This window comes from Bacteroides difficilis (assembly GCF_048319815.1).
Classification (GTDB): domain Bacteria; phylum Bacteroidota; class Bacteroidia; order Bacteroidales; family Bacteroidaceae; genus Bacteroides; species Bacteroides zhangwenhongii.
This window is the reverse complement of record NZ_CP182814.1, coordinates 2,940,178-2,963,202: the sequence shown is the minus strand read 5'-3', so window position 1 is coordinate 2,963,202 and position 23,025 is coordinate 2,940,178. Positions and strand designations below refer to the sequence as shown.

Below are 23,025 nucleotides of genomic sequence, written 5' to 3'. Positions count from 1 at the left end.
TATTTGTTATACTCTTTATGGTATATGAGCGTGATTAGTAACCATATCTATCAATAAAAAAAACTGCACCAAATCAAACTTGTTGAATGGTGCAGTTTCTAACTCGTGTGTTGTATGTCTCAATCCAGCATCACAAATGCCGCCCAATAGTATGGGTCGGGATATTTCTCCCGAATGATGGACTTTGCGTTTTCAAATGCCTTACGTTTGTTCCACTTGCATTGTTTGGATGCCAGTTGCTCATAGAATGCAGTCATAAACTCTGTAGCCACCTTGTCGCTGACACTCCATAGAGCCATGACCATAGTGCCAACACCGGCTTTCTTGAAGGCACGCTGCAAGCCGTAAAGACCTTCGGAAGTAGCCTTGCCTTGTCCCGACTGACAAGCTGAGAGCACAACCATCTCCGTGCCACTTAGGTCGAGGCGAGCGATGTTGTTGGCTGTAAGAATACCGCCTAACACTCCATCAGGCAATTCCTTGCCTCTCCATGCCGCATTGCCTCCTGATAGTACAATGCCAGAGAGCATCATGGCATCAGAATAACCTTTCAGATAATCTACATGAGCGGCACGTTCAGGAGTATAATAAAATCCGTGAGTGGCTATCTGCAACAACTGAGGAGCATTTCCGTGCATACTGAGGAACGACTCCTCAGTTCCCTCCATTCCCATTCGGGGTGTTACCTGCCACTTGCTGGCTTTCAGCAGAGACTCAATCTGCATAATCTCCTGCTTGGAGCCAGGAAGTTCACAGAAGACAGAATCCCCACGAACCATGTCGCCACGCATCACCAACAAATCTGTCAAGTCATATTTCTTCGCCTCCTCAATCATTGCTGTCGGTTGAATGTCATATTGCAGTCCACCATATAACACCGCAGAATGCGGTGCAAATGCCAAGACTGGCGACTGTGCCTTTACCAGTTCCCTTGCGGAAGACAACCTTACGAAGTTGTAATGGTTTCCCAATAACGAACCGTCAGCCAGAGGCAATGACTCTAATGACACTTGGAACAGCAGTTGTGATGGAACATAATAAACAGTCGAACCTTCAGCTATGTATGCTCTTAATGGCTCCCATAACAGTTTCAGTACCTCTGGGGCATAGTCCTGATTATAATACATATCAGGTCGGGTGATGCCCAACGAATCAATCTGTCTTTCGGCGAACAGGTATTTCACCAATGGGTATTCATCGCTCTTGTTGATGATATAGGCTGCATATTTGCGCCCCATGGTCTCTGAAACGTAATCAGTAAAGTCCAAAAGGACTTCATTGGGCTTCAGAGCACTCTTAACTGTCGCATAGTCTATATCCATGAAACGTGTGATATTGTCGAAACTGCGGCATCTTTCGGTCAGACGTGCCGCCAATTGATCAGCCCGTTGTGACATACTTAATATGCTATCGGCATAATGTGCTTGTTCCTTCTCCCACTCCTTTATTTGGTTCTTCATCAAGGTAAGCAGCATATAGTCCTTCATATCATCATCAGTACCTTCTTTCTTTACCACGTCAAACAACGAGCGTTCAGACTCCAGCAGAAAAGACTTCGACATGACAAGCGCATCGTAGCAGCTTGCGGTAAACTCATCCTGGTATCTGTTGGCTTCAATGGCGTATGGTGTCATCATCGTAAACAGTGAAGACACTGGCGACCACAAACTCTCACGTTCCTCGACACTCATCATCGGAATACGCTCCTTCATCAACTCTTTCAACCTGAAAGCGGCATCCGTATAGTGTGTGCAACCAGCATCAAGATGTTTGGAGAATCCCTCTGCATTGGCGAGCATCATTAGCGCATTGATATACTCCATGCTCTTTTCGCCATAAAGTTGCTTTGTGTAATCCGCATAGAGTTGATAATGCTTTTCAGACTCATCATACATGTCAAGGCGATGTTCCGTTCCTCCCATGGATGCAAGGAGCATTATCCTATTCTCTTCCGTTTGGGGATATTTCGATGCAAGTATTTCATCTGCTTTCTTATAGTCTGCGAGAGCTGCGGAGTATTCTTTGAAGCCATTATGGCAGCGTGCCCGAACCATATACATTTGACATAGTTCCCTTGGCTCTTTCATCCTGCTTTCACTCTTAAAGAGAGAGTCTATACATGCAAAGCAATTCTCCTTGTCTCCTTTCAGTCTGTAGATGTCTGCCACCAGGCTATACGGAAGATAATACGCATCTTCCTCTGGATTCATCTGCTTCTGGTATTCTTCCAACACTTTGCGACCGTATGCGATGGCATCGTCATATTGCCCCGTGGCAATGTATAGATTTCTCAGCTTGTTATATGCCAGATGTTTACTTGCCGCAGGGTCTTTGTTGTCCCCTTCAGCCAGTTCCTTGCCCTTTATATACCACTTCTCGGCTAAATTATACTGACCTTTGGATTTCGCCTCGTCACCTTTTTGATGGTAGTATGCAAATTTCATTTTCACATCTCCTGCCTTTTCCACTAACGAATCCATGGAAGCCGAAGCGGAGCGTATCAGTTTCATGTCACCAGTGGAATTGCCCAGCGACCACAACTCCCTCAACACATCCATCTGCTTGTTCACCTTGCCATTTTGATGTGCCAAGACAAATGCCTGATAGTAAACTCGCTTTGCTTCGTCAAACTTGCAAAGGTGTGCTTTTACCGATGCTATGCCGGAGAGTACATCTACTTCTTCAGACACCCTACCCAAATCCCTGAATCCATTCAAGGCTTCTTCATACGAAGAAAGCGCCTCGTCATAACTCTGTGTCATCGCATATTGCGCTCCCTCAAAATACCATGATAGAGGAATCTTTGTCTCCGCGTATTCTTTTACCTGACCGTCAGAATAGGGAAGTATTTCTGATATGAGTTCCCTTCCACGCTTATAATCGGCACGTCCTTTTTCATCACGCTGGATAAATTCGCAAGCATACATATAGCCATTCATAGCATAGAGATGGCCGACGTCTTTTCTTTCTGTATCATTCAACTTACCTTGAAGCAAACTCTTTCCTAAAAGATACCCTTCTTTATACCTGCCAAGCAATTCATAACACTGACATGCCATTGTCTGACTACAAACGTACACTTGCCGCTCGCCTTCGTTGCGTTGCTGCTTGGTATTCTCTCCAACAATAAGAAACAACTCAAGTGCTTCTGCCTTCTTGGCGGCTTTGTTCAGTTCAAATGCCTGATACATTTTAGCAGTCACTTCTTCCTCTGACAGGGTCTGGGCTTCTATCTGCATTGTCATGCAGAAAAACATCAATGCGAATACTATGATTCTATTCATCTGGATTTACTTTCTTCTCGATATTATACTTTATGGTATCGTTGTCCGTACTGTCTGCCGGGGCAGGGCTGAACACTTCATCCCCTCCACGCATCTGCTCCATAGGTGCCCCGTTATAGTTAGGAGATGACTCATAATCAAACATTGGCTTGATGGCAAAGAAACCTACAACAAGCACAGCTGCCACACCAGAAATCCACAGCCATATCTTCTTCTTTGACCGCACTGGCTCTGTTGCTGCAACCTCTGGAGCAGGACAATAACATGCTGCTTGTTTAGTACCTGTAGCACGATAAGCAGCAGTTTTTCGTTCTTGTTCATACTGTCGTTGGAACTGTTTTAGTGCCTTTAGTTTCTCCTCACGACTTCGGATGCAGTCTTTCACGTCCTGTGTAAACTCCAGTTGTTCCTTCTTCTCTTTATCTTGTTCTATCTCACGCAAGAACTCCGTCTTTTCGGCATCATCCATGCGGTTAAGCAGGTAGTTGTCTATTCTGTCTTGAAACTTTTCGTCCATATCTGTAATTCTTTATGAGTTCAACTTTCTCTTATAGATTTCCCTCGCCGATTTTCGCAAAGAGTTCATGCACTTGTTCTTCTTCGTCTTTAAGGCATTGTATGACTCTATTGTCGGCATTTCCTTCAGGATAGTCTCCAGTTTCTTCTCCTCGTAATAGAATTTGGTGAGTATCTGACTGCACCTTGGTGACATGTGTGATATGACATCCGCTATAATGTCAAGCATCAAGTTCTCGCCCGAATCATAGAGCATATCTATATAATCGTTGGGGTCGAAGCCTTCAGCCCTTAGCAACCGTCCTAATTCTGTTTCGGGGTCAGCATATACAGGATGCTCGCGTCCGTATTCTAAATACTTGTTTCGGGCTATGCTCATAAAGTAGGTGAGGATGCTGCCGTTCAGGGGCTTGTTGTCTTTTCCCATCACGATTCCATCCTCCACATAAATTTTTCTTCTTTCTATGTTCTCCCAGAACGCAATAAAGGTGTTCTGTAGAATCTCTGCCGCCGCATTATCGTCAGCGAAGAACACACCCCTATAGTTGTCCCAAAAGTAATCGGAGCAGTATGCGTACAGCTCGTACTGAGTGCGCCGACCTTTGTCTGCTATACCCGCTACAAGTCGTGCTTCGTTCTCTTGTATGGGGGCTCTGAATTGTATTGTTTTTGCCATTACTGTATGATGTCTGTTATTCTAAATCTATCGGTCTCGCCAGTCATTACTGGATATTGAGGTCTGCTGCCCGTATTGGAATTGACAAACATTCTTATTCTTCGAAAGAAATCATCGTTGTCATTTCCTGTGCTTTCCTTTACCTTATTATATATTGCATAGGTAAGTTTACCCACAGCCGGACTTTTCATTTCAATGTTCACTTGGTCGCTTTTGCAAGCACTGATGGTAATCCACCTTTCCTTATTCACCTGGGCATTTGGATTTACATCCGTCTTGCCTTTATCAGTAGAAGCTCCCCAGATAAAGGTTTTGATAGCTTCGAATATGTCTTCCACGCCACGCACCACTTCATCCTCATCACCACGTGTTGCATCACCGCTATGACAAGCATCTATCACCACCAGCATCTTGCCCGAATCTCCAATTTTGTCTCTGATGGCATTCAGATAATAGTTCACTTCGTCATCCGTGAGGTGTTTCTCACCTTTGTCTTTCTCGCATGGCTTTCTGTAGGCATCGTATGGAATCCAGCACTCATCCAGTCCGTCCTTCTCGTCATTATGCACATCTTTCATCTGTTGACCATGCCCTGAGAAATGTACATACACCATATCCCCACGCTTTGACTGCGATGCTAAAGACTTGAAGGCACTCACAATAGCTGCCTTCATCGCCTGCTGATTCACGAGTTTCTTGACATTACCCGCCTTGAACTTCGCATTTACCAGCATCTCCTCCACATAGGGCACATCCTTATCACCATTTATCTTTCCCCATGTCTTATCCTCATGTTTGCCAATGCCAATGACAATAGCTCGCCGTGTCTGAGCATGTGATGTGGACGACACAACGAGCAGAAGCAAAATGAACAGTATTCGAATAGCCATTAAGTATTACATTTCTTTATAAACTTGATGTAAAAACTCAAAGAAGTAATCCCTGTTCAGATGGTTTATCTAAAGGAAGACGAAAAAAAAGATTCTTCTCCTTTGAGTTCTAACTTCATTAATGGTTTTTCTGTTACAGGAACCAATTTGCCTGTTTTCTTATTGAGTTTACACAAAGACCATTCCAAATGTTCGGGGCTGAAGTAAATCTCATCATATTGTACATTCGGGAATCTTATTTTACATTCTGGTTTCACCTCAATCAATTTTCCATTTACGTCAAACGTATAAAGGTAATGCATGAAAGATAATTCATAATCATTGTTTGAACAAAGATAATATTTTCGATGATTTCTATCTTCCAATTGATATAGTTTAGTTATTAGTGAACAGTCCTCCCCAATGGCTCTGACTTCATACCCTTTGGTGCGTTTTACAAATAAATATGACCACCAAGGATTGTGATTGTATTCATGGCCAAAATTACGCACACCAACTATATGATCTGGACTTTGCATGTTAACTAAGCAGGTGATGTCTGGACTGTAATAAGCAACTAACATCATAAACCACTCCGCATAAGTAAGATCTACACCTGGCCTATGGTTGTCAATATATGCTGCACCATGTCCTAAGTATGATAAAGATTTATAAACCAAGGTGTCAGGATAGAATTTGCATAACCCTTTTCGGTATTTATCTATTTGTAATATACACCTATCAACTGTTGATTTATCTTCTTCACAAAAGACTATTTTTTCATGCTTTAATTCAATCTCTTCAAAAAAAGAAACAAGATTTTTGACACTATCAAAATTAAAATAGGTCATTCTTGTATGAAGAACTTCACCCGTAATCTCCACATCATCTATGTTCCTATTTGTTAGTGCAGATATTTTATCATCATTTAATTCAGTAGAGATAGAGTCTTGTTCAACCAAAGCATCTCCGCCAGTCTTATTGCTTTTACATGCACAAAGTATAAGAATTATCGCAAACATAATGTTCTTTTTCATGCCGTTTTGTTCTTTTCATTTTTGAAATTGTTGGTGTTATTCTCTAATCCTTAAAACCATTCAAGCGTTTGTATTTGGGATTAGCCATCATACACAATGAATGTCTCAAAATCTCAGATAAATATTCAATAACACAAGTTCCATTCTTCCATACAGAAGTCACCAATCGCCCCAAAGAGGTATATACATTATACCGCAGCAAAAAAATACTACAGTCCAAAATTCTGACATTTCCATTTGTCATAAGTCTCAGTCTCCACTGCGTTCAAAGTTGATTAGGATGTTTTCGCAATATGAACAAACAATTACATCCAGCTTTATAATTCTATATCAGAAAGCGTGGTTCCATTACAGAATCTGTCAAGATCCACATATCCCTTGACACCATGGATTTCGTCTTTCTCTGTGTATTGCCAAATATTGTGTCTTCCAAAGCTGTTAAGAGTCGGTGGATTCTTCCCATATCTAGCAATAAAGAGGAAATATTTATCAAATTCAGGAGACAATTTTTCCTTGTAAAAACCATATTGACTGTACAGTAGAGGATATTTGCCATACTCTGATTTAACAAGTTGCATGAATTCATTCAACTTACGTTGGAGTTCGTCTCTAGAAATAGAGCTATTTCCTGCTTCTTCAACATCAACCATTGGAATCAAATCCTGCGTGTGTTTGTCTATATGCTTCTTAAAATTGCGGAACTGGTCTTTCGCAGGTTTTCTGCCGATGAAATAATGATAGCTACCTATCTTGAGGCCTTCTTTTCTTGCATCATCCACATAATCATGATACTTATTATCTACTTGCCTCGCACCTTCAGTTGCCTTTATATATACAAATTGTATTTTGGGGTCAGAAGCGACTTTTTCCCAATCTATTTTTCCTTGATACTTAGAGACATCTATACCATTATAGTCGTCTGAAAAAATTGTTGTACGTTCTTTCTGTGGATAAGCAATTTTTATATTATTATAAAGATGCCATATAGCACAAAATATGGTGACACACAATGTACATATAGACAATGGTCGAATACGGTGTAGGAATTTTATATATCTCCTTTTAATGCAATAAAATAACCCTTTATTTTCTTTTTTTCTTGACTTTCTCCGATATTTTTTTGCCATATAAATCAAAAAAGAAGCGACCAGAAATATATAATGTTGTCATACTGAGCATTCAACAATCTCCAGAATGACGTAAACACATTGTAATGAGGGAAGAATGCCACAAGTATAATACAGCAGTTAATTAGTCGAGCAACGTATATAAACAGATATGAAAACAACAAAGGGTGATGATTTATATCGGTTTGATATTTACCAGTTTGATGAATAAAGCAATTTACATGAAAAGACAGGCTTACACCTATTATTATATCAAATATCCACATTCCGTGAAAGTTCATTAGACATCGTACAGATAATAACAGGAAAGTGTATATCGGTAAGCAATATGGAGCCAATGCCATTGGTGGAATCATGTTATTTGATTGTCCGCTCGTATATACTACACCAGAACCTTCTTCTGCATGAAAAGAATGCACCTTACGAAGGAATAGCATTGCCACAACAATATGTGTCAGTTCATGCGTGAAAGTCTCAAGCCATAAGGCATTCTTATTTAGAAATCGTCTCATGAAAGAATACCCAACGAATCCTATAGCAACCCATTGGAACAAGGATAGTTGCTGCCATATCTTAACATGCTTAGGAAAGAATAATATCTGTACTAACTTCCATGCATAAGGTATCGTTAAAACAAGAAGTATTATTAGTATTAATATAAGTAAGTGATCTAAAATATTTTTATATTCAGCACAAAATATTAATATTGTATCATGTTATTGCAACATGTAAATCATGAAACATATTAAAGTGCTCGAATTAAGTGAGGCTGATCGCCTCAAATTAGAGAAAGGCTATCATAATGAGCCTACTCATAACTATCGTATCAGATGCAAATCCATATTGTTGAAGTCGTCAGGAAAATCAGCTTCAGAAATAGCTGAAATATTCGATGTGACAATACCAACAGTATACGCATGGATAAAACGTTATAAAGAAAATGGTATCAAAGGCTTGGAAACACGTCCCGGTCAAGGTCGTAAACCAATAATGGATTGTTCTGATGAGGAATTAGTCCGTAAGGCTATAGAGGAAGACCGTCAGAGTGTATCAAAAGCACGTGAAGCCTGGGAAAAAGCTTCCGGCAAAAAAGCCAGCGACATTACCTTCAAACGTTTTTTAGGAGCATTGGTGCAAGATATAAGCGAATAAGGAAACGCCCAAGGGGTACCCCCTCACCGCAACTCTACTCATACAAGAAAGAGAAGTTGCAAGAACTTGAAAGCCTTGATTCCAAAGGTAAAATAGAACTTTATTATGCTGATGAAAGTCATGTATGTACCGATGGTTATGTACCTTACGGATGGCAGTTCAAAGATGAGTATGTCTATATTCCATCCGAGAAAGCCGCAAGACTTAATATCTTTGGTATGATTACCCGAAGAAATCAGTATAAAGGCTTTACGACACAGGAATCCATCAATGCAGACAGGATTGTGGATTACCTTGACAGGTTCTCTTTTAAGGTTGAGAAGAAAACGGTAGTTGTTCTTGACAATGCTTCTGTCCATAGAAATCGGAAGATAAAGGAAATGAGAAAAATATGGGAGGACAGAGGATTATTCCTTTTCTATCTTCCACCATACTCTCCGGAACTTAATCCAGCCGAAACTCTGTGGCGCATATTGAAAGGCAAATGGATAAGACCTGCTGATTACAATACTAAGGACTCGCTCTTCTATTGTACGAACAGAGCTCTCGCATCTGTAGGTACGAACTTATTTGTGAATTATTCATACGTATAAAATTAATTTTGAACAGTTACTTACCTATATGATATTTATAAGATTTCATTTACAAAAACTGTTTGACAATGAGACAAATTATCAGAGAGTAAAAACCTGCGAGAGCATCATCTAACATTACGCCCCAACCGCCTTTCACATTCTGATCAACCCATCGACATCCTAATGGCTTGAAGATGTCAATGATTCTAAAAGCAACAAATCCCAATATCGCCAATAACCATGTGTTTTCTCCACAAGGAGCAACAAGAGCAGGAATCCAGATACCTATAAATTCATCAATAACTACAGTTCTTGGATCTTCCCCCCAATATTTTTCCATAATATTAGAAGTCCAAGCCCCAACAACAGTTACAGCGATTGTTGTTATCAGTGTAACCCAAAATAAAACATCTACAGGTAAAAACTTGTACCCTGCCCACCATAAAGCAAGTGCAACTAATGCTCCTGCTGTTCCTGGGGCAATCGGGACAAAGCCTGCACCAAATCCTGTTGATAATATAACGTGAAACCATGGTGCATCACCTAATGGATGATTAATGTTATTACTCATTTTCTATTCTATAACCATATTGAAAAAAGAGGCAGAGTTTATAGCTCTGCCTCCTTAACCAGATGAACTATTTCTTAAACAATTGCCAGATTTCTCTTATCCAAAGAACAAGAGATGAGAAACCAATGATAATTAGCAGATCTAACCAACCATTAGGATGCTCTGCATTATGCAGCATTGGCTCAACATTGAAGAACTTAAACATCACTTCAGTAATGAGTAACTGACCGAAGACAATTACACATACGATAGTCCAGAAGCCCTTGCTCCAGAACTTTTTGCTGAACAAATTCAAAAGGACGCTTTCACCTGTTTCAAAAGCACGTGCATTAAACAGATAGAAGAAGTGAGTCCATACAAAGATTGAGAATAGCAACGTTTGTTCGTAATGAGAAACTTCGCCATTGCCTGAGAAATGAATATTCAAAAAGTCAGTCATGCTATTGATGTCAGCGTGCTGGAATATAAGCAAGAAGGCAAACAACAATACAAAGAAGAATATGCCAACACTAAGAATCTCGCCAAGCATAGGCTTGTTGATGATAAATGCACCAAGCTTCCACTGCTCCTTAAAATATGCCCAGTTTCCAATTTTATTTACATGTTCACTTCCGCGCTTACGAGGTTTGTCTTTCATTACATCCTTTGAAGGAGGCAATGATGCCAATGCCATCGCACCGAATGTGTCCATAATGAGGTTGATCCAGAGCATCTGAGTTACGGTCAAAGGAGAATCCTTTCCGACCAATGCACCCACAAAAACAATACAGCAAGCTGTTACGTTCACTGTGAGCTGGAAAAGCAAGAAACGCTGGATATTCTTGTATAGAGAACGCCCCCACATTACAGCCTTGCCAATGCTAGAGAATGAGTTATCGATGATTGTAATATCAGATGCTTCTTTTGCAACAGCAGTTCCTGCACCCATCGACAGACCAACATTTGCCTGATGCAGTGCTGGAGCATCATTTGTACCATCACCGGTAACTGCGACTACTTGATTGCGTGCTTGTAGTGCTTCAACAAGACGTTTTTTGTCCATTGGACGTGCACGAGCAATAATCTTCAAATCAAGTACACACTCTTGCAACTTCTCATCAGAAAGTTCTGCAAGTTCTGTACCTGTTATTATGTTACGATCGGTGTCGGCATCGGCCCATAAGCCAATTTCACGACCAATTTGCTTTGCAGTTCCAGGAGTATCACCAGTTACTATCTTGACCATTATACCAGCATTCATACATTCTTTAACTGCATCAGGAACATCTTCTCTGACAGGATCTTCAATAGCAACTACACCTACGAAGTGCTTGTCTATGGCAAAACCAAGTGTACGATAAGCACTATCTTGATATTTCTGAAGTGATTCCTTCAGAGTGACCTCGTCAATATCGGAAGAATCACACATGCCAAAGACTATCTCAGGAGCACCCTTAGTATATGTAACTTCCCTATTAGTTACTGCTGAAAAAACTGTGGTTGACATGTATTTTCTTTCAGTAGAGAATGGAATTTCATTCTTTGTGTTAGATGCTTCTTTAAGACGACGATAATCATATTTGTTGGTATGCAACCACAAGAGTAATGCGCCTTCCGTAGGATTACCAATAGGTCTTGGTTGGCTTTCTGAGAAATCGAGTGATGCAGTAGAGTTTACAGCAATTCCTTCTGCCAATTCTGGAGTTAATTTCCCAAAAGTACACTCCTTAACCTGCATTTTGTTCTGTGTAAGAGTGCCTGTTTTATCAGTGCAGATAACTGTTGTTGCACCCATAGTCTCACAAGCGTGCATTTTACGAACAAGGTTATTAGTCTTGAGCATAGAATACGGAGATCGTCCTGTTGTCCGTCCCACGGTCTGAGGCTCTAGCAATTGCCTATTTTGGTTGAACAGACAACGTCAGAGCCCACGCCGATATGAGTAATCGCTCCATTGCATAAAGTAGGCGACAACTCAGCAAAACGCTCAAGCCAGCTTGGCGGTTCCGCTTTCGGTTTGCGCTACTTTTGGGAGACCTATATAAACAATTTTATTGCACCCGAAAAGGTACAATTCGTGCTTACAAGGTCTCCGCAGGAGTGATATAATCACACCCGGGACATCTACCGTTGCTACGTTCAAGACCAAACATTTCTGTGACTTGCTAGATTACAGACCGTCTCAAACACAGCGTCAAGTAAACGCCTTCATTATGTCTGGACTATCTTTCCCACCCAATGCCCGCTTTGTATTGCTTTGTCATCATGTGACTCCGCCATACTCAGCACGGCGTAGGCTGCCTCGCTAATGCCATGTAAGAACACGTCTAACTGCGACAGATAGAGCGAAAGGCTAATAGTCCAAGTGCAAAGGTACGCATAATTTTTGAATTAGATGATAACAACCGAAAAGAAATTTTTGTACAAATCTTAAAATTAACACGAATTAACTATAAAAATTACCGTATTCCGAATTTTTGTATAAGAAAAGGTGCTTAATAACATCAAATTTGAGCCACTTAATCCGTCAAAAAGCCATATTGTCAAAAAAAACACTTATTATGCCATCATAAAGTATGTGCACATAAATGGCAAAGTATGTGCACATCTAAGCCCAAGTATCTGCACATACAGGCATGTGCCACTCTGATCAATATATAAAGTGAGGACAAAATAAAGAACTATGGAGAGAAGAGCAAATTATACTCTACCAATCGTCTTCTTCGGATAGAAGGTATGGCTTTCCCTTTCCACTTGCAAAACTTCAAATAGAGAGGCAGAATTTGCCTTTCACCTTTCTCCAAACGGATGAGCAAGGTTGACTTTGGATATCTCGTATTGCCCAACAACTTTGCAGGACCTATTTGGTATGAAAGAGCTGCGAGAAGATAGGCATCCTTACCATATCGCGAATATAGACGATAGTGCTGTATAAGGTCACTTCTTAACAGGGAATCCGCCTGTCGGCGAGTCAGTGAATTGCGGAAATGTTCTCCTTGTTGAATCTTGTGACCATATCCGACATGCCCAGGCGTTTTGCTTTGCGTATGCCATCCCTCAAAATATTTTGTCGAGGTGACAAGACGTTCAAAAAGTACCCTATCTGGTTGCTGACTGTGACAGGGTACAGGGCAAGTGGATAATATGCTCAACAGAATTATTGTGATAGGTCGTATCATGCTGTTGTTCTTATGTTCATTCTCTTGGTTTTGTTGAATACTACATTGACTTGAATAATTGTATCTCCTTGATCATGGCTTTCACGTCCTCACCAACCTGAACGAAGTTCTTGTAGAGGATGCGCTCTCGCTCTTCTTTCGACTTGAACTTATAGAACTTAGGGAGAGGGACATACTCCGATTCCTCCTTCTTTATTTCCGTCATATCGAAGTCGGTCTTGCAGTAGAACTTGGATGTCTTGAACTCCTCGCTCTCCTGGATGTTCATGCTTCCGTTCATCCCGGTCTTGGTGACTACGAAGTCACGGGCGGTCTGTCCACATATCCAACCTGTGGGCATATCGGAGATTTTGCTTGCAGGCACCAGGCTGTCCATATTCTCATTGAGGTTGATGGAGGTCTTGTCACGGTCGATGGTCACGCCCTTTTTGAGTTGCACTACTTTACCGAAGATGTCACTCGACAGCCATTCGAGGGTTTCCTTGGCTCTTGCCGAACCGCTCACCACATTGCCCACGGTGGTGATGATTTTCTGCATACCCACCTTGCCATAATCGGCTTCCAACTGCGGAAGTTCCTGAAAGCCAAGTGCCACGCTCACCTTGTTGCTTCGGGCTGTGCCTATCAGTCGGTCTATCTTGTGGAAATACAAGGTCGGCAACTCATCGACGATGATGCTGACAGGAACGTTCTTGCCCTGTCCTGTATTCACCCTCGTTACAAGGCGGTTGAGAATCAAGGCATTCAGTGCACCGATGATGCTCTCCATCTCGGGGTCGTTGGCAATGAGCAGATAACTTGGATTCTTCGGGTCACTGACCTTCAGGTCGAAGTCATCGCCGTCCTTGTGGAATATCCAGTAAGATTCCTTGGTGGCGAGACGGGAGGTATAGACACGTAGCGTGCCAATCATACCTTCCAACTGCTCCATGGCTTTGTTGGCAAAGGCAGTCTGGAACGGGCCAAGCAAGGGGGCTACCTCGTTGTCGGTCTGAAGTACCTCGAAGATGGTCTGATAACTCTCATTGAGGAACGATAGGATATGTGGCATGTCGCTGTACTTGCCCAACCAATAAGCGGGCTGCACCTCCGCGCCCGAATGGTCGAACACCCGTCCTGTGGGTATCAGCCTTTTCGTCTTTGGGTCTTCACGCCGCTCGGCAATCAGCATCTTCCCGTCCTTGTCGTAGGGCTCTTTGCCATAGTTGCAGAAGAAATAGATGCAGGCGGCAAGGAAGTTGACGGCAGAGGTCTGGAAGAACTGGTCGCTGCCACCGCCGCCTTCCTTCTTTCCCTTTTGCAGGGATTCAAGCAGAGTCTCGGCGGTCTCGCTCGCTGCGGCAAGGTTGTTGATGTACTTCAACTGAATAGGGTTCACACGGCGAGAATACTCCACATCCACAAAGTTTATGATGTTGAACTTCATGCCATTGGGCATCTTACTGTCCTTGGCATTCTTGTTCTTCAAGTAATGATAGTAGAGTTTGGTGGCGAGGGTGGGAAACTTATAGTCGTACACCACCATGGCAAAGCCCTTCTCGCTATGCTGCCTGATGAAAGGCTCAATAATCGAAAAAGTCTTACCAGAACCAGGAGTACCCACAACCCATGTGCCTCGGAACGGATTGACGATGTTCACCCATCCCTTGCGGAACTTACCCTTGTAGTAATAGCGCATCGGTATGTTCACGCTGTACTTGTTCTCCTGCAATTCCCTGCATTGCTCGAAGCTCTCGTTCTCGAAGTTGAAGCGGTCTTTCAGCAAGCCCTCCTTCAGGAACTTGGAGATATTGTCGAGGGCAATATGCACCAACACAACACCGACGATGGAAGTGAGCATATAGAGCCAAGTGTTCAAACGGAGAGTATAGAAACGGAGCATTATCGAATGACCGAACAGCCATACGGACAGCACAATCAGCAGTACTCCCGACAGCAGCGGATAAAGCACCTGCCTACGAGCGTCAAACTCCAGATGTTTCTTGTTGCGCGTTCCTACACAGGTGATACATATCAGCAGGAACGTAGCCACCTTGCTATACACGAGGTTGCCGTCATGGTATATCATCCACCGCTTGATGCGCCCGTGGATGTCCGTCACCACGCCGCCCAAGAAGTCCAACTGTTCCGGCTCCAGTGCGTAGGCGAAGAACTCCATCAGGATGGAGACGTAAATCACCGCCCTGAATATCTTGTAAAAACCCTGTAACTCTTTGCTTTCTTCCATTTACTTTACAATGATTTTGGGTGATAATGAGAAAAGGAAGAAGGATGCCACGGTGGACACCCTTCTGTCCTCTTTTGAGTTTTATTCGTAGCCGTTGATGGTCTTCTCAGACTCTACTGTCCACGGAGAGATAGTTGCAGATATGACCTCCAAGGTGTTACGCACAGGCTTCAATGAATAGCTGTAGGAATGACCTGCTTTCCAAGTGTCGTTTGTGAGGAATACAAAGTTCTCCCCATTACTCAGTTGCAATGTCATGTCTGGCATAACCTGTGCAGGAACATAAAGCGTATATTCCATGTGGTCACTTTGTGGGTCGCCGAAATAATAGGTTGTCACCGACTCGTCACTACATTCCACTTTTCCGGTCTTGATGTTGAAAGTGCCGCTGTCAAAATAACCGATGAACGTGAGTAGGCTTCCTGCAAAATCGTTGGTAGTGAAACCGTATTCGGGCGAGGTATAGACCTTGATGATGACACGCACCATCTGATGGGTGAAGTTCAATGTGAGACTCGGATTGGCGTATGATGCCGTTCCACTGGCAAACAGGAAATCATTGACCTTCTGCTCACTCTGTACAGCTGCCTCCGGCACTTGGAACTCTATGAGATCGTTGGTAGGATTTGCCGTATAGGGATAGTAGGCATTGAAGGTGTGGGTGTCTGTGTCCGTGAAAAACACCTTGTTGGCTGACACAAACTGATTGGTGCCGCCGCTTCGGGTGAACTTCATGTTGTTGATCATCCCTGTGGAAGAAATACCAATCATATCATTGAGTTCCCACTGATTGTCAACGGCTCGTGTGGAAACGGTAGGTTGCAGCATCTCCAGATTGGTAAACACCTGAAGCTGCTTGGTTGATGTGCTGTCGGTCACGACCACAGAACCGCCGCCACCAGGCAGGTAAATCTCATTGACGATGTCTTGGTCACAGGACGTGAGGAGCACGGCTCCAAGTCCCAACATTAGAAACAAATTCTTTTTCATGCTTTTTCTTTTTTAATTGTTGTACTTTGATGATGATACGGGTGATTCTCGATGTCTGTATATGGACTAATCCATAATCGTGATGATGGGTCTCGCCTTATGCGGCTGCCACTTGGGAGTCTCCTGTATGGCACCGCTGCCAAGGGAGTAGAGCCATGCCTTGGCGGTCGCCTGTCCTTCTACCTCCGTTGAAGTCCAATACCAACAGTCATCATCCTCATCGGGGATGGGTGTTCCGCCGCATTTCAAGATGTAGGGGTTGATGATGTCCTTGGCATGATAGAGCAGACGCATCTGCGCCACGCTCGGTATATAGGCACTCTGACCGTAACGCCACATGTCGAAGACACGTTCTGCCAAGGGCGACTTCACATCGGCCGTGCCATAGAGGGCAAAGGTGTTGGCATTACCATCGTAGGCGGTGAGGTCACAGGATGTGTCCTGCTCTACACCGATGCTGTCGGCAAAGGCTTCGGGAACGATGTCCCACAGATAGACGGCATATCCGTTACCCTCCATTTCTTCCCTCTGGTTGATGTTGAACACCACGGCAATGGCTTGCTTGCCCGATTGCTCATAGGTTTCGTAGGGCATCACCTTGCCGTCAGTGGTCAAGATATGGGTAACCTTCATGGCAGTATCGGGAAAGTCCTGATGCTCGTCACAGGCAGTCAGCAACACCGTTGCCGCAACTGCAAGTATTGATAATAGCTTCTTCATACGCATAGTCATTTTACAGGAAGTTTCACACCCAGGACAATACCCGTTCTAAACAGGTCTTCGCCCTTAATCATCACGTCGGTCTTCACCTGCCAAAACAGTTTCCAACCATGGCGCAAGGTGTAGTTATGTTCATAGCCGAGGTGGATGCCGCCCAAGAACCTGTCGGTATCGCTACCAGCAGATGCTCCGATGCGCATGTTGCCATGGTGGTTGCGTCCTCTCACCACACAGGGTTTATAGGCAAAGCCGAAACCATAACTGCGGTAGTTGTTCCAGAAGCTCTCAGGACACACATGACCGCACGAGGCGCATTCGTCCCACTTGATGTAGCCATTGGCAAAATACTCCCACGCATTGTGGTACTTCGTCTCATGCTCGTAAGACAGCGTCACGTCCAGTCCTCGCTCATACAGGCAGCCGAACCCCAAGGATATGCGGTCGCTATTCTGCTGCGCTATTGCCGGAGTCATGCTTGCCATAAAATAGATGGCTATCAGCAATAATGTATGCGCAAGCCTATTGGCTTTCCCTTTGGCCGCCGAACGTTGTTTCTTCATTCTACATTCTTCACTCTTCATTTTCATCATTCTTCCTCCAACAGTATATGGTTAAACGAATCGGCTGACAGCACATCCTCATAGTCGATGCTGAGCGAGATGGTACGTCCGCTTATCTGCTTCTCCGACAGTTCTATGGTCAGCACCTTGTCGTTGGGGAAGGTCATCTTCTTCACCACAATCACGTTGCGATAACCGTACTTGAAGGTCCTCGCATCGTCCAACACAAGGGCTGGGGTCAACTCCACTATCTGCGCATTGGTAGCCTTGCTCTGCTTTTTGTCCGACAGTTTGATGCGCATCTCGTCAATGTCGAAGCGGATGTTGGTCTTGTTCTCCACGGAGAAGTCGATGAAGAAATATTCGCCCACGCTGTAGATATTGTTCAGACGCATCACCATGCGGTGCATCTTCGTCGCCACATTGCGATACTTGGCAGCCGATGACCATATCTGACGCGCATACTTGGTCATGTCGGCAGTGGAGAGGCTCACAGCCGGGTTATTGTAGGCATTGCGCTCCGAGCATTCTATCTCCTTGTCGGTTACAGCCTCCTGCATCCTCGTGGTGTAGAGCAGTGCATACTGCGTGCGGTAGCGTTCCGTCACAATGGTCACTATCGCCAGCACCTCGCCGTCGGCATACACGTTGTCCTTGGGCTTCAGGCGGATGATGTTGTTGATGGGTTGGTCGCCCACCACCTTGTCGGTGGATATATCGACAAAGCGGATGGGTTCGGAGGCGGTGATGACGGTGGTCACTTGGTCGTTGACAGTCAGCTGCTCCATCTCCATGTAGGTAGTCTGCGCCTTGGCTGAAAGCACGCTCAGCGACAACAATGCACAGACGTTAATCTTCTGAATGATATTCATAATTGTTGATATTATTGATGTTTATACTTGATGAGCCACCGTTCCCGATGATTTTGTCATCGGGCAGTGTCTATTTCCTCTTCTCTTTCCCATTGACCAGATACACAAACGTCCCATACTTCAGCTTCACCTTGTTCTTCTTGATAGCCTTGCTGATGGCGTTGCTCGTCTTCTGGTAGGCATTGGTCACGGCTTGCATTCCCCATTGCGAGAAACTGTTGTTCGCTCCACTCTGGTCGATGTTCATGTTGCTCTGCATCGCACCGCTCGCCACATCCTTGGTTGTTTCACGGAACTGGCTACCGGGGACATACAAGCCCTCCAGTCCGTCCGTATCATAGAGCGAAAGCGACACCTTTATCAGCTCGTCATCCACCAAGATAGAGTTGATGCTGCCCTTCACTCGCTGAGAACCGAAACCGCTCATGGTGGCATAGAGATACGACCCTTTCTTCACCATGGTCTCACCAATCTCTATGTCGTCCAACAATCTCAGCCGCACTCTCGATCCGTCCGTAGCTTTCACATCCTCGTCAATGATGGCCTTGATGAGCTTCGGCTCATGCTCGTTCTGCGTCAGGGTGTTGAAATAGTCGGAAGTCACCTTCACCTTCTTCACCACCTCCTGTGCCTTATCCTCCTCATCCAACGCCTTGCTGTCCTCGGCAATCTGACCTTTCACCTCAATCGGCTCCTTGGGAGGTTCAGCCTGTGTGGTGTCCTGTACCATGGGGGCAACAGCAGCCTGTCCTCTCAGCCTCGCTTCGGCGAGTGCCTTGTTGAGTGCTTCGAGTGCTTCCGCTTCTCGCGCCTTGGCATCGGCCACTTCGGCTGCATCGTCCTTCTCTTCTGCCTGACGGACGAGTTCCGCAAGGTCTTCTTCTGTGTACTTGGATTCATACGTTTCTTTCTCTTCTTCGTTGTCACGCTCAATGTTATCCACAGCCGAATAGTCGGCTATGCGACCATACGACTTCGCCATGTTCTCATACTTGCCGCCGATGCCGTCGCCCTTCCTGATCTTTGCACTTGGCAGGTTGGGGTTCAGAAACTCGGTGGTCTGCAGGTTCTTGTCCTGCTTCTTCGCCACCTCCGTATCGAACATGTCAAAGACAAAATAGCCTGTGGCAAGCAATGGGATGTACACGATGGCTGGCAGCATGTACTTCGGCTGACGGAAGTTTATCTTATCTGTTATTTTCATCGCTGTCTGATTTTGATTCGTTTGACTTCTTGTGGATTCCATCACCAACTTGATGTTTCACGGGAGGAAGTGTGCAATGGGCGGCATCCATCACCTGCCGTATGCGCCCTTCCTGCCGCTCAATGGCACTTGTCGCCTCCGTTCGATGACCGTAGTACTGCACCATCCTGTAGATATTGATGCCGAAACAGGTGGCAACAAAGCCAAAGACGACGACGAGAAACAGCGTCTTGTGTGCATTGGCGAAGCCTTGCACCTTAGCCGCCGCACGGTCTATCCTCGTAGTCTTGGCAAACTTGCGCCCTGCCGCCACCTCCTTCTCATATCGCTCCTTGTACTTGGGGTCGTTCTTGTCGGGCATCTCTTCGCCCACAAGCATCCGTCTGATTCCTTTCACACTCATACCGCTGCGATATTAGAAGTTTGACTTCGACTTCTGCTCAATGTCCTTGTTGAGCAAGGTTCTCCAGTTCGTGATGAGCAGTCCGTGGGGATTGTTCTCCGTCCTTGGCACACGCTTCACCTGTCCCGCCGTCACCAGTTCACGCATCAGGATGTTGCTCCTTCGCTCAATCCTCTGCCTTCCGTAGTAGGTGAACTCCATCTTCTCCTTGTTGAACTTGATGCTGTCACAATAGATGCTGAACACGGCACTCGTACCCATGATGTTGTTATAAAAGCCCTTCTCCTTCAGCGTATTGTACTGCGCTAAACCAGTTTCATCGACCAGATACATCGCCTTCTCCATCGAATAACGGATATACTTGTCATCGGGAGCAAGCGTGAAGAAGTAATGGTGGAACATCTCGATATGGCTCTTTGCCTCCACATCCAGCGTCTCTTCCATCGTGGTGCGGTTCACCAGTATAGGCACGTTGCCGTCCAGCACATACACCTTCTGCTGTGCATCCGTCACCATGCAGCGTGCCGTCCAGATACTCGACACCGAGATGATGATGCAGCCAATCAGAAAGGCGGTGCAGATAATGCCCACCAGCTTGATTTTGTTTTCTAAGTTCTTGATTACCATAATTTATACTTTTTATTGTTTCAATAGGAGGTGCGGTGTCTCACCGCACACTCACTTGTTATCTCATCACTGTCGCCATGGCTCCCGTAGCCGTCATTTTGGCTTGTTGTGCCACGCCCTCACCGAAGTTTCTCGTTGAGAAGGCAGTGTCGCCCTCTGGTATCATCCATGCCGCAAGGTCGGGCACGAGGTTCAGACATTTCAACGCCACGATGCTCGCCGCCATCAGATAGCCTGCCGAGAAGAACGAGTTTTGCAGATAGGCTGCCATCGTCTGCTCACTGGCTGTTATCACCGTCAGGTTCTCTACCTGTATGCAGAGCACTATGTCAAAGAGCAACAGGACGTAGAAGCCGACGAAGTAGAGCATGGCTCCGTAGAAATGTACTGTCAGATAGCGTATCAGCCATTTCGCCCACGCTCCTTCCCACTTGGGCAGCAATGAAAATGCCCATTGTATCGGACCGAATATTGTGAGCATACCGAGCAATATCTGCTGACAGTATATCGTTGCCCACCAACCGATACGGAACACGATTAGGGCTATCAGCATCACTATCTTGTCGATGCCCACCACAGCCCCTGCCGTCAGTGAGGTGAACCACAGTTTGCTGGCATCCTTCTCCATGTTGGTCACTTCGTCCACGCCCGTCTGCTCCATCGTCGCCTCTATCAGGTTGGGGTCTGACGTGCCCTTATGCGCCACGTCTGCCTGTGCCTGGAGGTCGGTGTACATCGAGTCCCTGACATATACCAACTGCTGTACCTCCTCAAACTTGTCGGAGATTTGCGTCGCCTCTGCCTCATAGAGGTCGTGGGTGTAACTGCCGATGCAGTTCGGGATATAGGATAGGAAGTCTAATACGCACCAGCTACTGCCGCTATTGGTCATGCCTGTGTCAGCAGGTGGGTACCACCAACAGAGGATGATGCTCACCACCAGTGGCTTGAACAGTTTCATCACGTCCAATGGTTCGTTCTTCACCATCATCTTGTAAGCCATACTTGCCGCCACGATGATGGAGAATAGTGCCGCCAATGCCATACACATTTGGAGAATCCACCAGAATGGCCCCTGTGAGCCTGTGAAGGTGGCATCGGTCAGGAACTCGTTGGTCTGGAATATCACATCGTCAATCTCCTCTTCGAGGATGTTGATGCCGAAATCGCTGAGTATGTTGTCTGCCATCAGTGCTGGGTTCTATGGTTGATAATCTCTTTGATAAACTCTACGCCTTCCGGTGTCCACGACAGATAGAAGTGGTAGAAGCAGCGCATCCTGCCTGTGACATAAACCGCAATGCCCTTGTCCTGAAGGTCTTCACGCAGTTTCCACATCCCATATTCCTTGGTGATGATTCCTTCCTCTTTGAGCGTCTTCACAATCTTGCCGTAGTAACTTCCGACATGTTTGTGAAGCTTTGACATTGAAACTACCTGTAAATCAGATGGCATATAATGCTCATCAACGATGGGTGTCCTGCCGATGACGCTGATTCGCTTCGGCATCCTCGACATCTCCAACTGCCACTTGCCGTTTTTTCTCTTGGCGGCATAGAGGCGCAACTGTATTTTTGATATTGATTCCATAGCTACTTCTTTTTGTTTTATGTTCTTTCGATAACAGGAATGACTCCCACGCTCTTCAGTTTCTCATAGAGGAAGCGGCGGCCTTTCTGTGTCCACTTGGTGTTCATGCGCACATCTTCCGAGCCGTCCTTGTGTTTAATGAGGTAGGTCTCGCTGGTCACATAACCGCAGTCCTTGTAGTCGGCATAGAGAATCCACTGCTTGCCGCGCTGGTACTGGATATTCATGTCCTTAAGCCGTCGGTTGAAGCGGATGGACGACTCGCCATAGTCCTGTGCTATCTGTGTGACCAAGACGCTGCTCTTCGTGGCAAGGATGATGTCAAGGTAACTCACCTTGTCCTTCATCTCCGTCACTTCCTGCTGCAGGTCATCCACCTTGGAACCCAACTCAACGATGCGTGTCCTTTGGTGTTCACACTCCTGTTCGGCAAGCAGACGCTTCTGTCGCTCTTCCTTCAGATTGACAGCTAACTGTATCAGGAAGTCTGGCTCTGTCAATGCCTTCTCGATGGTCTGTTGTGTCATGTAGGCACCATGCTTGCGGATAGTGGGGAGCACCTCCGATGTCACCCAATGCTTGAACTCACGTGCCTTGGGCATCTTGGATGACAGTATGAGCGCGTAGAGTCCTGACTCGTTGATAAAGACGGTGTTAGCCTTGTAGTTGGAACCTGATACCTGAATTAGGTATGAGGTTTTGTCCTCTTCATCTACGTGATTCACAATGGCATTGGAGGGATTCTTGTACCCAAGAACTTCAGCAACGTCCTTTCCCATGAAGCCAACTTGACCGTCGGGCATTTCCAGTGTTCGTATCTGTCCAAACTCTGGGTTTTTGAAAATTTGAATGTTGTTATCCATCTCT

The 23,025-nt window shown here is 45.0% G+C and carries 22 protein-coding genes; 2 read left to right on the top strand and 20 right to left on the bottom strand.

Annotation, left to right across the window (positions count from 1 at the left end):
• Positions 1 to 119 precede the first annotated feature (119 nt).
• The 6 genes from ACNOGP_RS11110 to ACNOGP_RS11085 all read right to left on the bottom strand — a co-directional run bounded on the left by ACNOGP_RS11110 (position 120) and on the right by ACNOGP_RS11085 (position 7,509).
• On the bottom strand, positions 120 to 3,284 hold the full coding sequence (locus tag ACNOGP_RS11110; RefSeq protein WP_004320213.1) for a CHAT domain-containing protein: 3,165 nt from the start codon (positions 3,282 to 3,284) through the stop codon (positions 120 to 122).
• Positions 3,277 to 3,801 carry a hypothetical protein gene (locus tag ACNOGP_RS11105; RefSeq protein ID WP_004320215.1) on the bottom strand — a complete coding sequence of 175 codons (525 nt, stop codon included), beginning with the start codon at positions 3,799 to 3,801 and terminating at the stop codon, positions 3,277 to 3,279. Before ACNOGP_RS11105 ends, ACNOGP_RS11110 begins: the two co-directional genes overlap by 8 nt.
• A gap of 12 nt (positions 3,802 to 3,813) precedes the next feature.
• Positions 3,814 to 4,476, bottom strand: coding sequence for an RNA polymerase sigma factor (locus tag ACNOGP_RS11100; RefSeq protein ID WP_004320217.1), 663 nt, complete (start codon positions 4,474 to 4,476; stop codon positions 3,814 to 3,816).
• Complete coding sequence (locus ACNOGP_RS11095; protein ID WP_060451235.1) at positions 4,476 to 5,366, bottom strand: caspase family protein; 891 nt, start codon at positions 5,364 to 5,366, stop codon at positions 4,476 to 4,478. Before ACNOGP_RS11095 ends, ACNOGP_RS11100 begins: the two co-directional genes overlap by 1 nt.
• 65 nt (positions 5,367 to 5,431) lie before the next feature.
• The gene (locus tag ACNOGP_RS11090) at positions 5,432 to 6,382 is read right to left on the bottom strand and encodes a hypothetical protein (RefSeq protein WP_044917893.1); all 951 of its coding nucleotides are present in this window, start codon (positions 6,380 to 6,382) and stop codon (positions 5,432 to 5,434) included.
• 317 nt (positions 6,383 to 6,699) lie between these two features.
• Positions 6,700 to 7,509, bottom strand: coding sequence for a glycoside hydrolase family 25 protein (locus ACNOGP_RS11085; RefSeq protein WP_004320223.1), 810 nt, complete (start codon positions 7,507 to 7,509; stop codon positions 6,700 to 6,702).
• 750 nt (positions 7,510 to 8,259) lie between these two features.
• On the opposite strand from ACNOGP_RS11085, the gene ACNOGP_RS11080 reads away from it, so the two are divergent.
• On the top strand, positions 8,260 to 8,661 hold the full coding sequence (locus ACNOGP_RS11080) for a helix-turn-helix domain-containing protein (protein WP_240049925.1): 402 nt from the start codon (positions 8,260 to 8,262) through the stop codon (positions 8,659 to 8,661).
• On the top strand, positions 8,577 to 9,254 hold the full coding sequence (locus ACNOGP_RS11075) for an IS630 family transposase (protein ID WP_121765380.1): 678 nt from the start codon (positions 8,577 to 8,579) through the stop codon (positions 9,252 to 9,254). The genes ACNOGP_RS11080 and ACNOGP_RS11075 overlap by 85 nt, the downstream gene beginning before the upstream one ends.
• 49 nt (positions 9,255 to 9,303) lie before the next feature.
• Here ACNOGP_RS11075 and ACNOGP_RS11070 read toward each other — a convergent pair whose 3' ends face one another.
• The 14 genes from ACNOGP_RS11070 to ACNOGP_RS11005 form a co-directional block, all read right to left on the bottom strand.
• Positions 9,304 to 9,807 (bottom strand): phosphatidylglycerophosphatase A, encoded by a 504-nt coding sequence (locus tag ACNOGP_RS11070; RefSeq protein ID WP_004320232.1) that lies wholly within the window; start codon positions 9,805 to 9,807, stop codon positions 9,304 to 9,306.
• A gap of 67 nt (positions 9,808 to 9,874) precedes the next feature.
• Positions 9,875 to 11,581, bottom strand: coding sequence for a cation-translocating P-type ATPase (locus tag ACNOGP_RS11065; protein WP_049942665.1), 1,707 nt, complete (start codon positions 11,579 to 11,581; stop codon positions 9,875 to 9,877).
• Between the two features lie 886 nt (positions 11,582 to 12,467).
• Positions 12,468 to 12,965, bottom strand: a complete 498-nt coding sequence (locus ACNOGP_RS11060; protein WP_004320236.1) for a glycoside hydrolase family protein — start codon at positions 12,963 to 12,965, stop codon at positions 12,468 to 12,470.
• A gap of 40 nt (positions 12,966 to 13,005) precedes the next feature.
• The gene (locus tag ACNOGP_RS11055) at positions 13,006 to 15,192 is read right to left on the bottom strand and encodes a type IV secretory system conjugative DNA transfer family protein (protein ID WP_121765381.1); all 2,187 of its coding nucleotides are present in this window, start codon (positions 15,190 to 15,192) and stop codon (positions 13,006 to 13,008) included.
• Positions 15,193 to 15,273: 81 nt separating this feature from the next.
• Positions 15,274 to 16,182, bottom strand: a complete 909-nt coding sequence (locus tag ACNOGP_RS11050) for a fimbrillin family protein (protein WP_004320238.1) — start codon at positions 16,180 to 16,182, stop codon at positions 15,274 to 15,276.
• Between the two features lie 66 nt (positions 16,183 to 16,248).
• Complete coding sequence (locus ACNOGP_RS11045; RefSeq protein WP_004320239.1) at positions 16,249 to 16,902, bottom strand: hypothetical protein; 654 nt, start codon at positions 16,900 to 16,902, stop codon at positions 16,249 to 16,251.
• 8 nt (positions 16,903 to 16,910) lie between these two features.
• On the bottom strand, positions 16,911 to 17,384 hold the full coding sequence (locus ACNOGP_RS11040; protein ID WP_128859686.1) for a hypothetical protein: 474 nt from the start codon (positions 17,382 to 17,384) through the stop codon (positions 16,911 to 16,913).
• Positions 17,385 to 17,488: 104 nt separating this feature from the next.
• Complete coding sequence (gene traN, locus ACNOGP_RS11035; protein ID WP_004320241.1) at positions 17,489 to 18,334, bottom strand: conjugative transposon protein TraN; 846 nt, start codon at positions 18,332 to 18,334, stop codon at positions 17,489 to 17,491.
• A gap of 70 nt (positions 18,335 to 18,404) precedes the next feature.
• Entirely contained in the window at positions 18,405 to 19,538 is a 1,134-nt protein-coding gene (gene traM, locus ACNOGP_RS11030; protein WP_004320242.1) for a conjugative transposon protein TraM, read from the bottom strand.
• Complete coding sequence (locus tag ACNOGP_RS11025; RefSeq protein ID WP_004320243.1) at positions 19,522 to 19,941, bottom strand: hypothetical protein; 420 nt, start codon at positions 19,939 to 19,941, stop codon at positions 19,522 to 19,524. The genes traM and ACNOGP_RS11025 overlap by 17 nt, the downstream gene beginning before the upstream one ends.
• Before the next feature lie 12 nt (positions 19,942 to 19,953).
• On the bottom strand, positions 19,954 to 20,568 hold the full coding sequence (gene traK / locus ACNOGP_RS11020; RefSeq protein ID WP_004320244.1) for a conjugative transposon protein TraK: 615 nt from the start codon (positions 20,566 to 20,568) through the stop codon (positions 19,954 to 19,956).
• A 58-nt stretch (positions 20,569 to 20,626) separates the two neighbouring features.
• Positions 20,627 to 21,757 carry a hypothetical protein gene (locus ACNOGP_RS11015; RefSeq protein WP_004320245.1) on the bottom strand — a complete coding sequence of 377 codons (1,131 nt, stop codon included), beginning with the start codon at positions 21,755 to 21,757 and terminating at the stop codon, positions 20,627 to 20,629.
• Complete coding sequence (locus ACNOGP_RS11010; RefSeq protein ID WP_004320246.1) at positions 21,757 to 22,158, bottom strand: hypothetical protein; 402 nt, start codon at positions 22,156 to 22,158, stop codon at positions 21,757 to 21,759. Before ACNOGP_RS11010 ends, ACNOGP_RS11015 begins: the two co-directional genes overlap by 1 nt.
• 17 nt (positions 22,159 to 22,175) lie before the next feature.
• The gene (locus ACNOGP_RS11005; RefSeq protein WP_004320247.1) at positions 22,176 to 23,021 is read right to left on the bottom strand and encodes a phage antirepressor; all 846 of its coding nucleotides are present in this window, start codon (positions 23,019 to 23,021) and stop codon (positions 22,176 to 22,178) included.
• Positions 23,022 to 23,025: the final 4 nt, after the last annotated feature.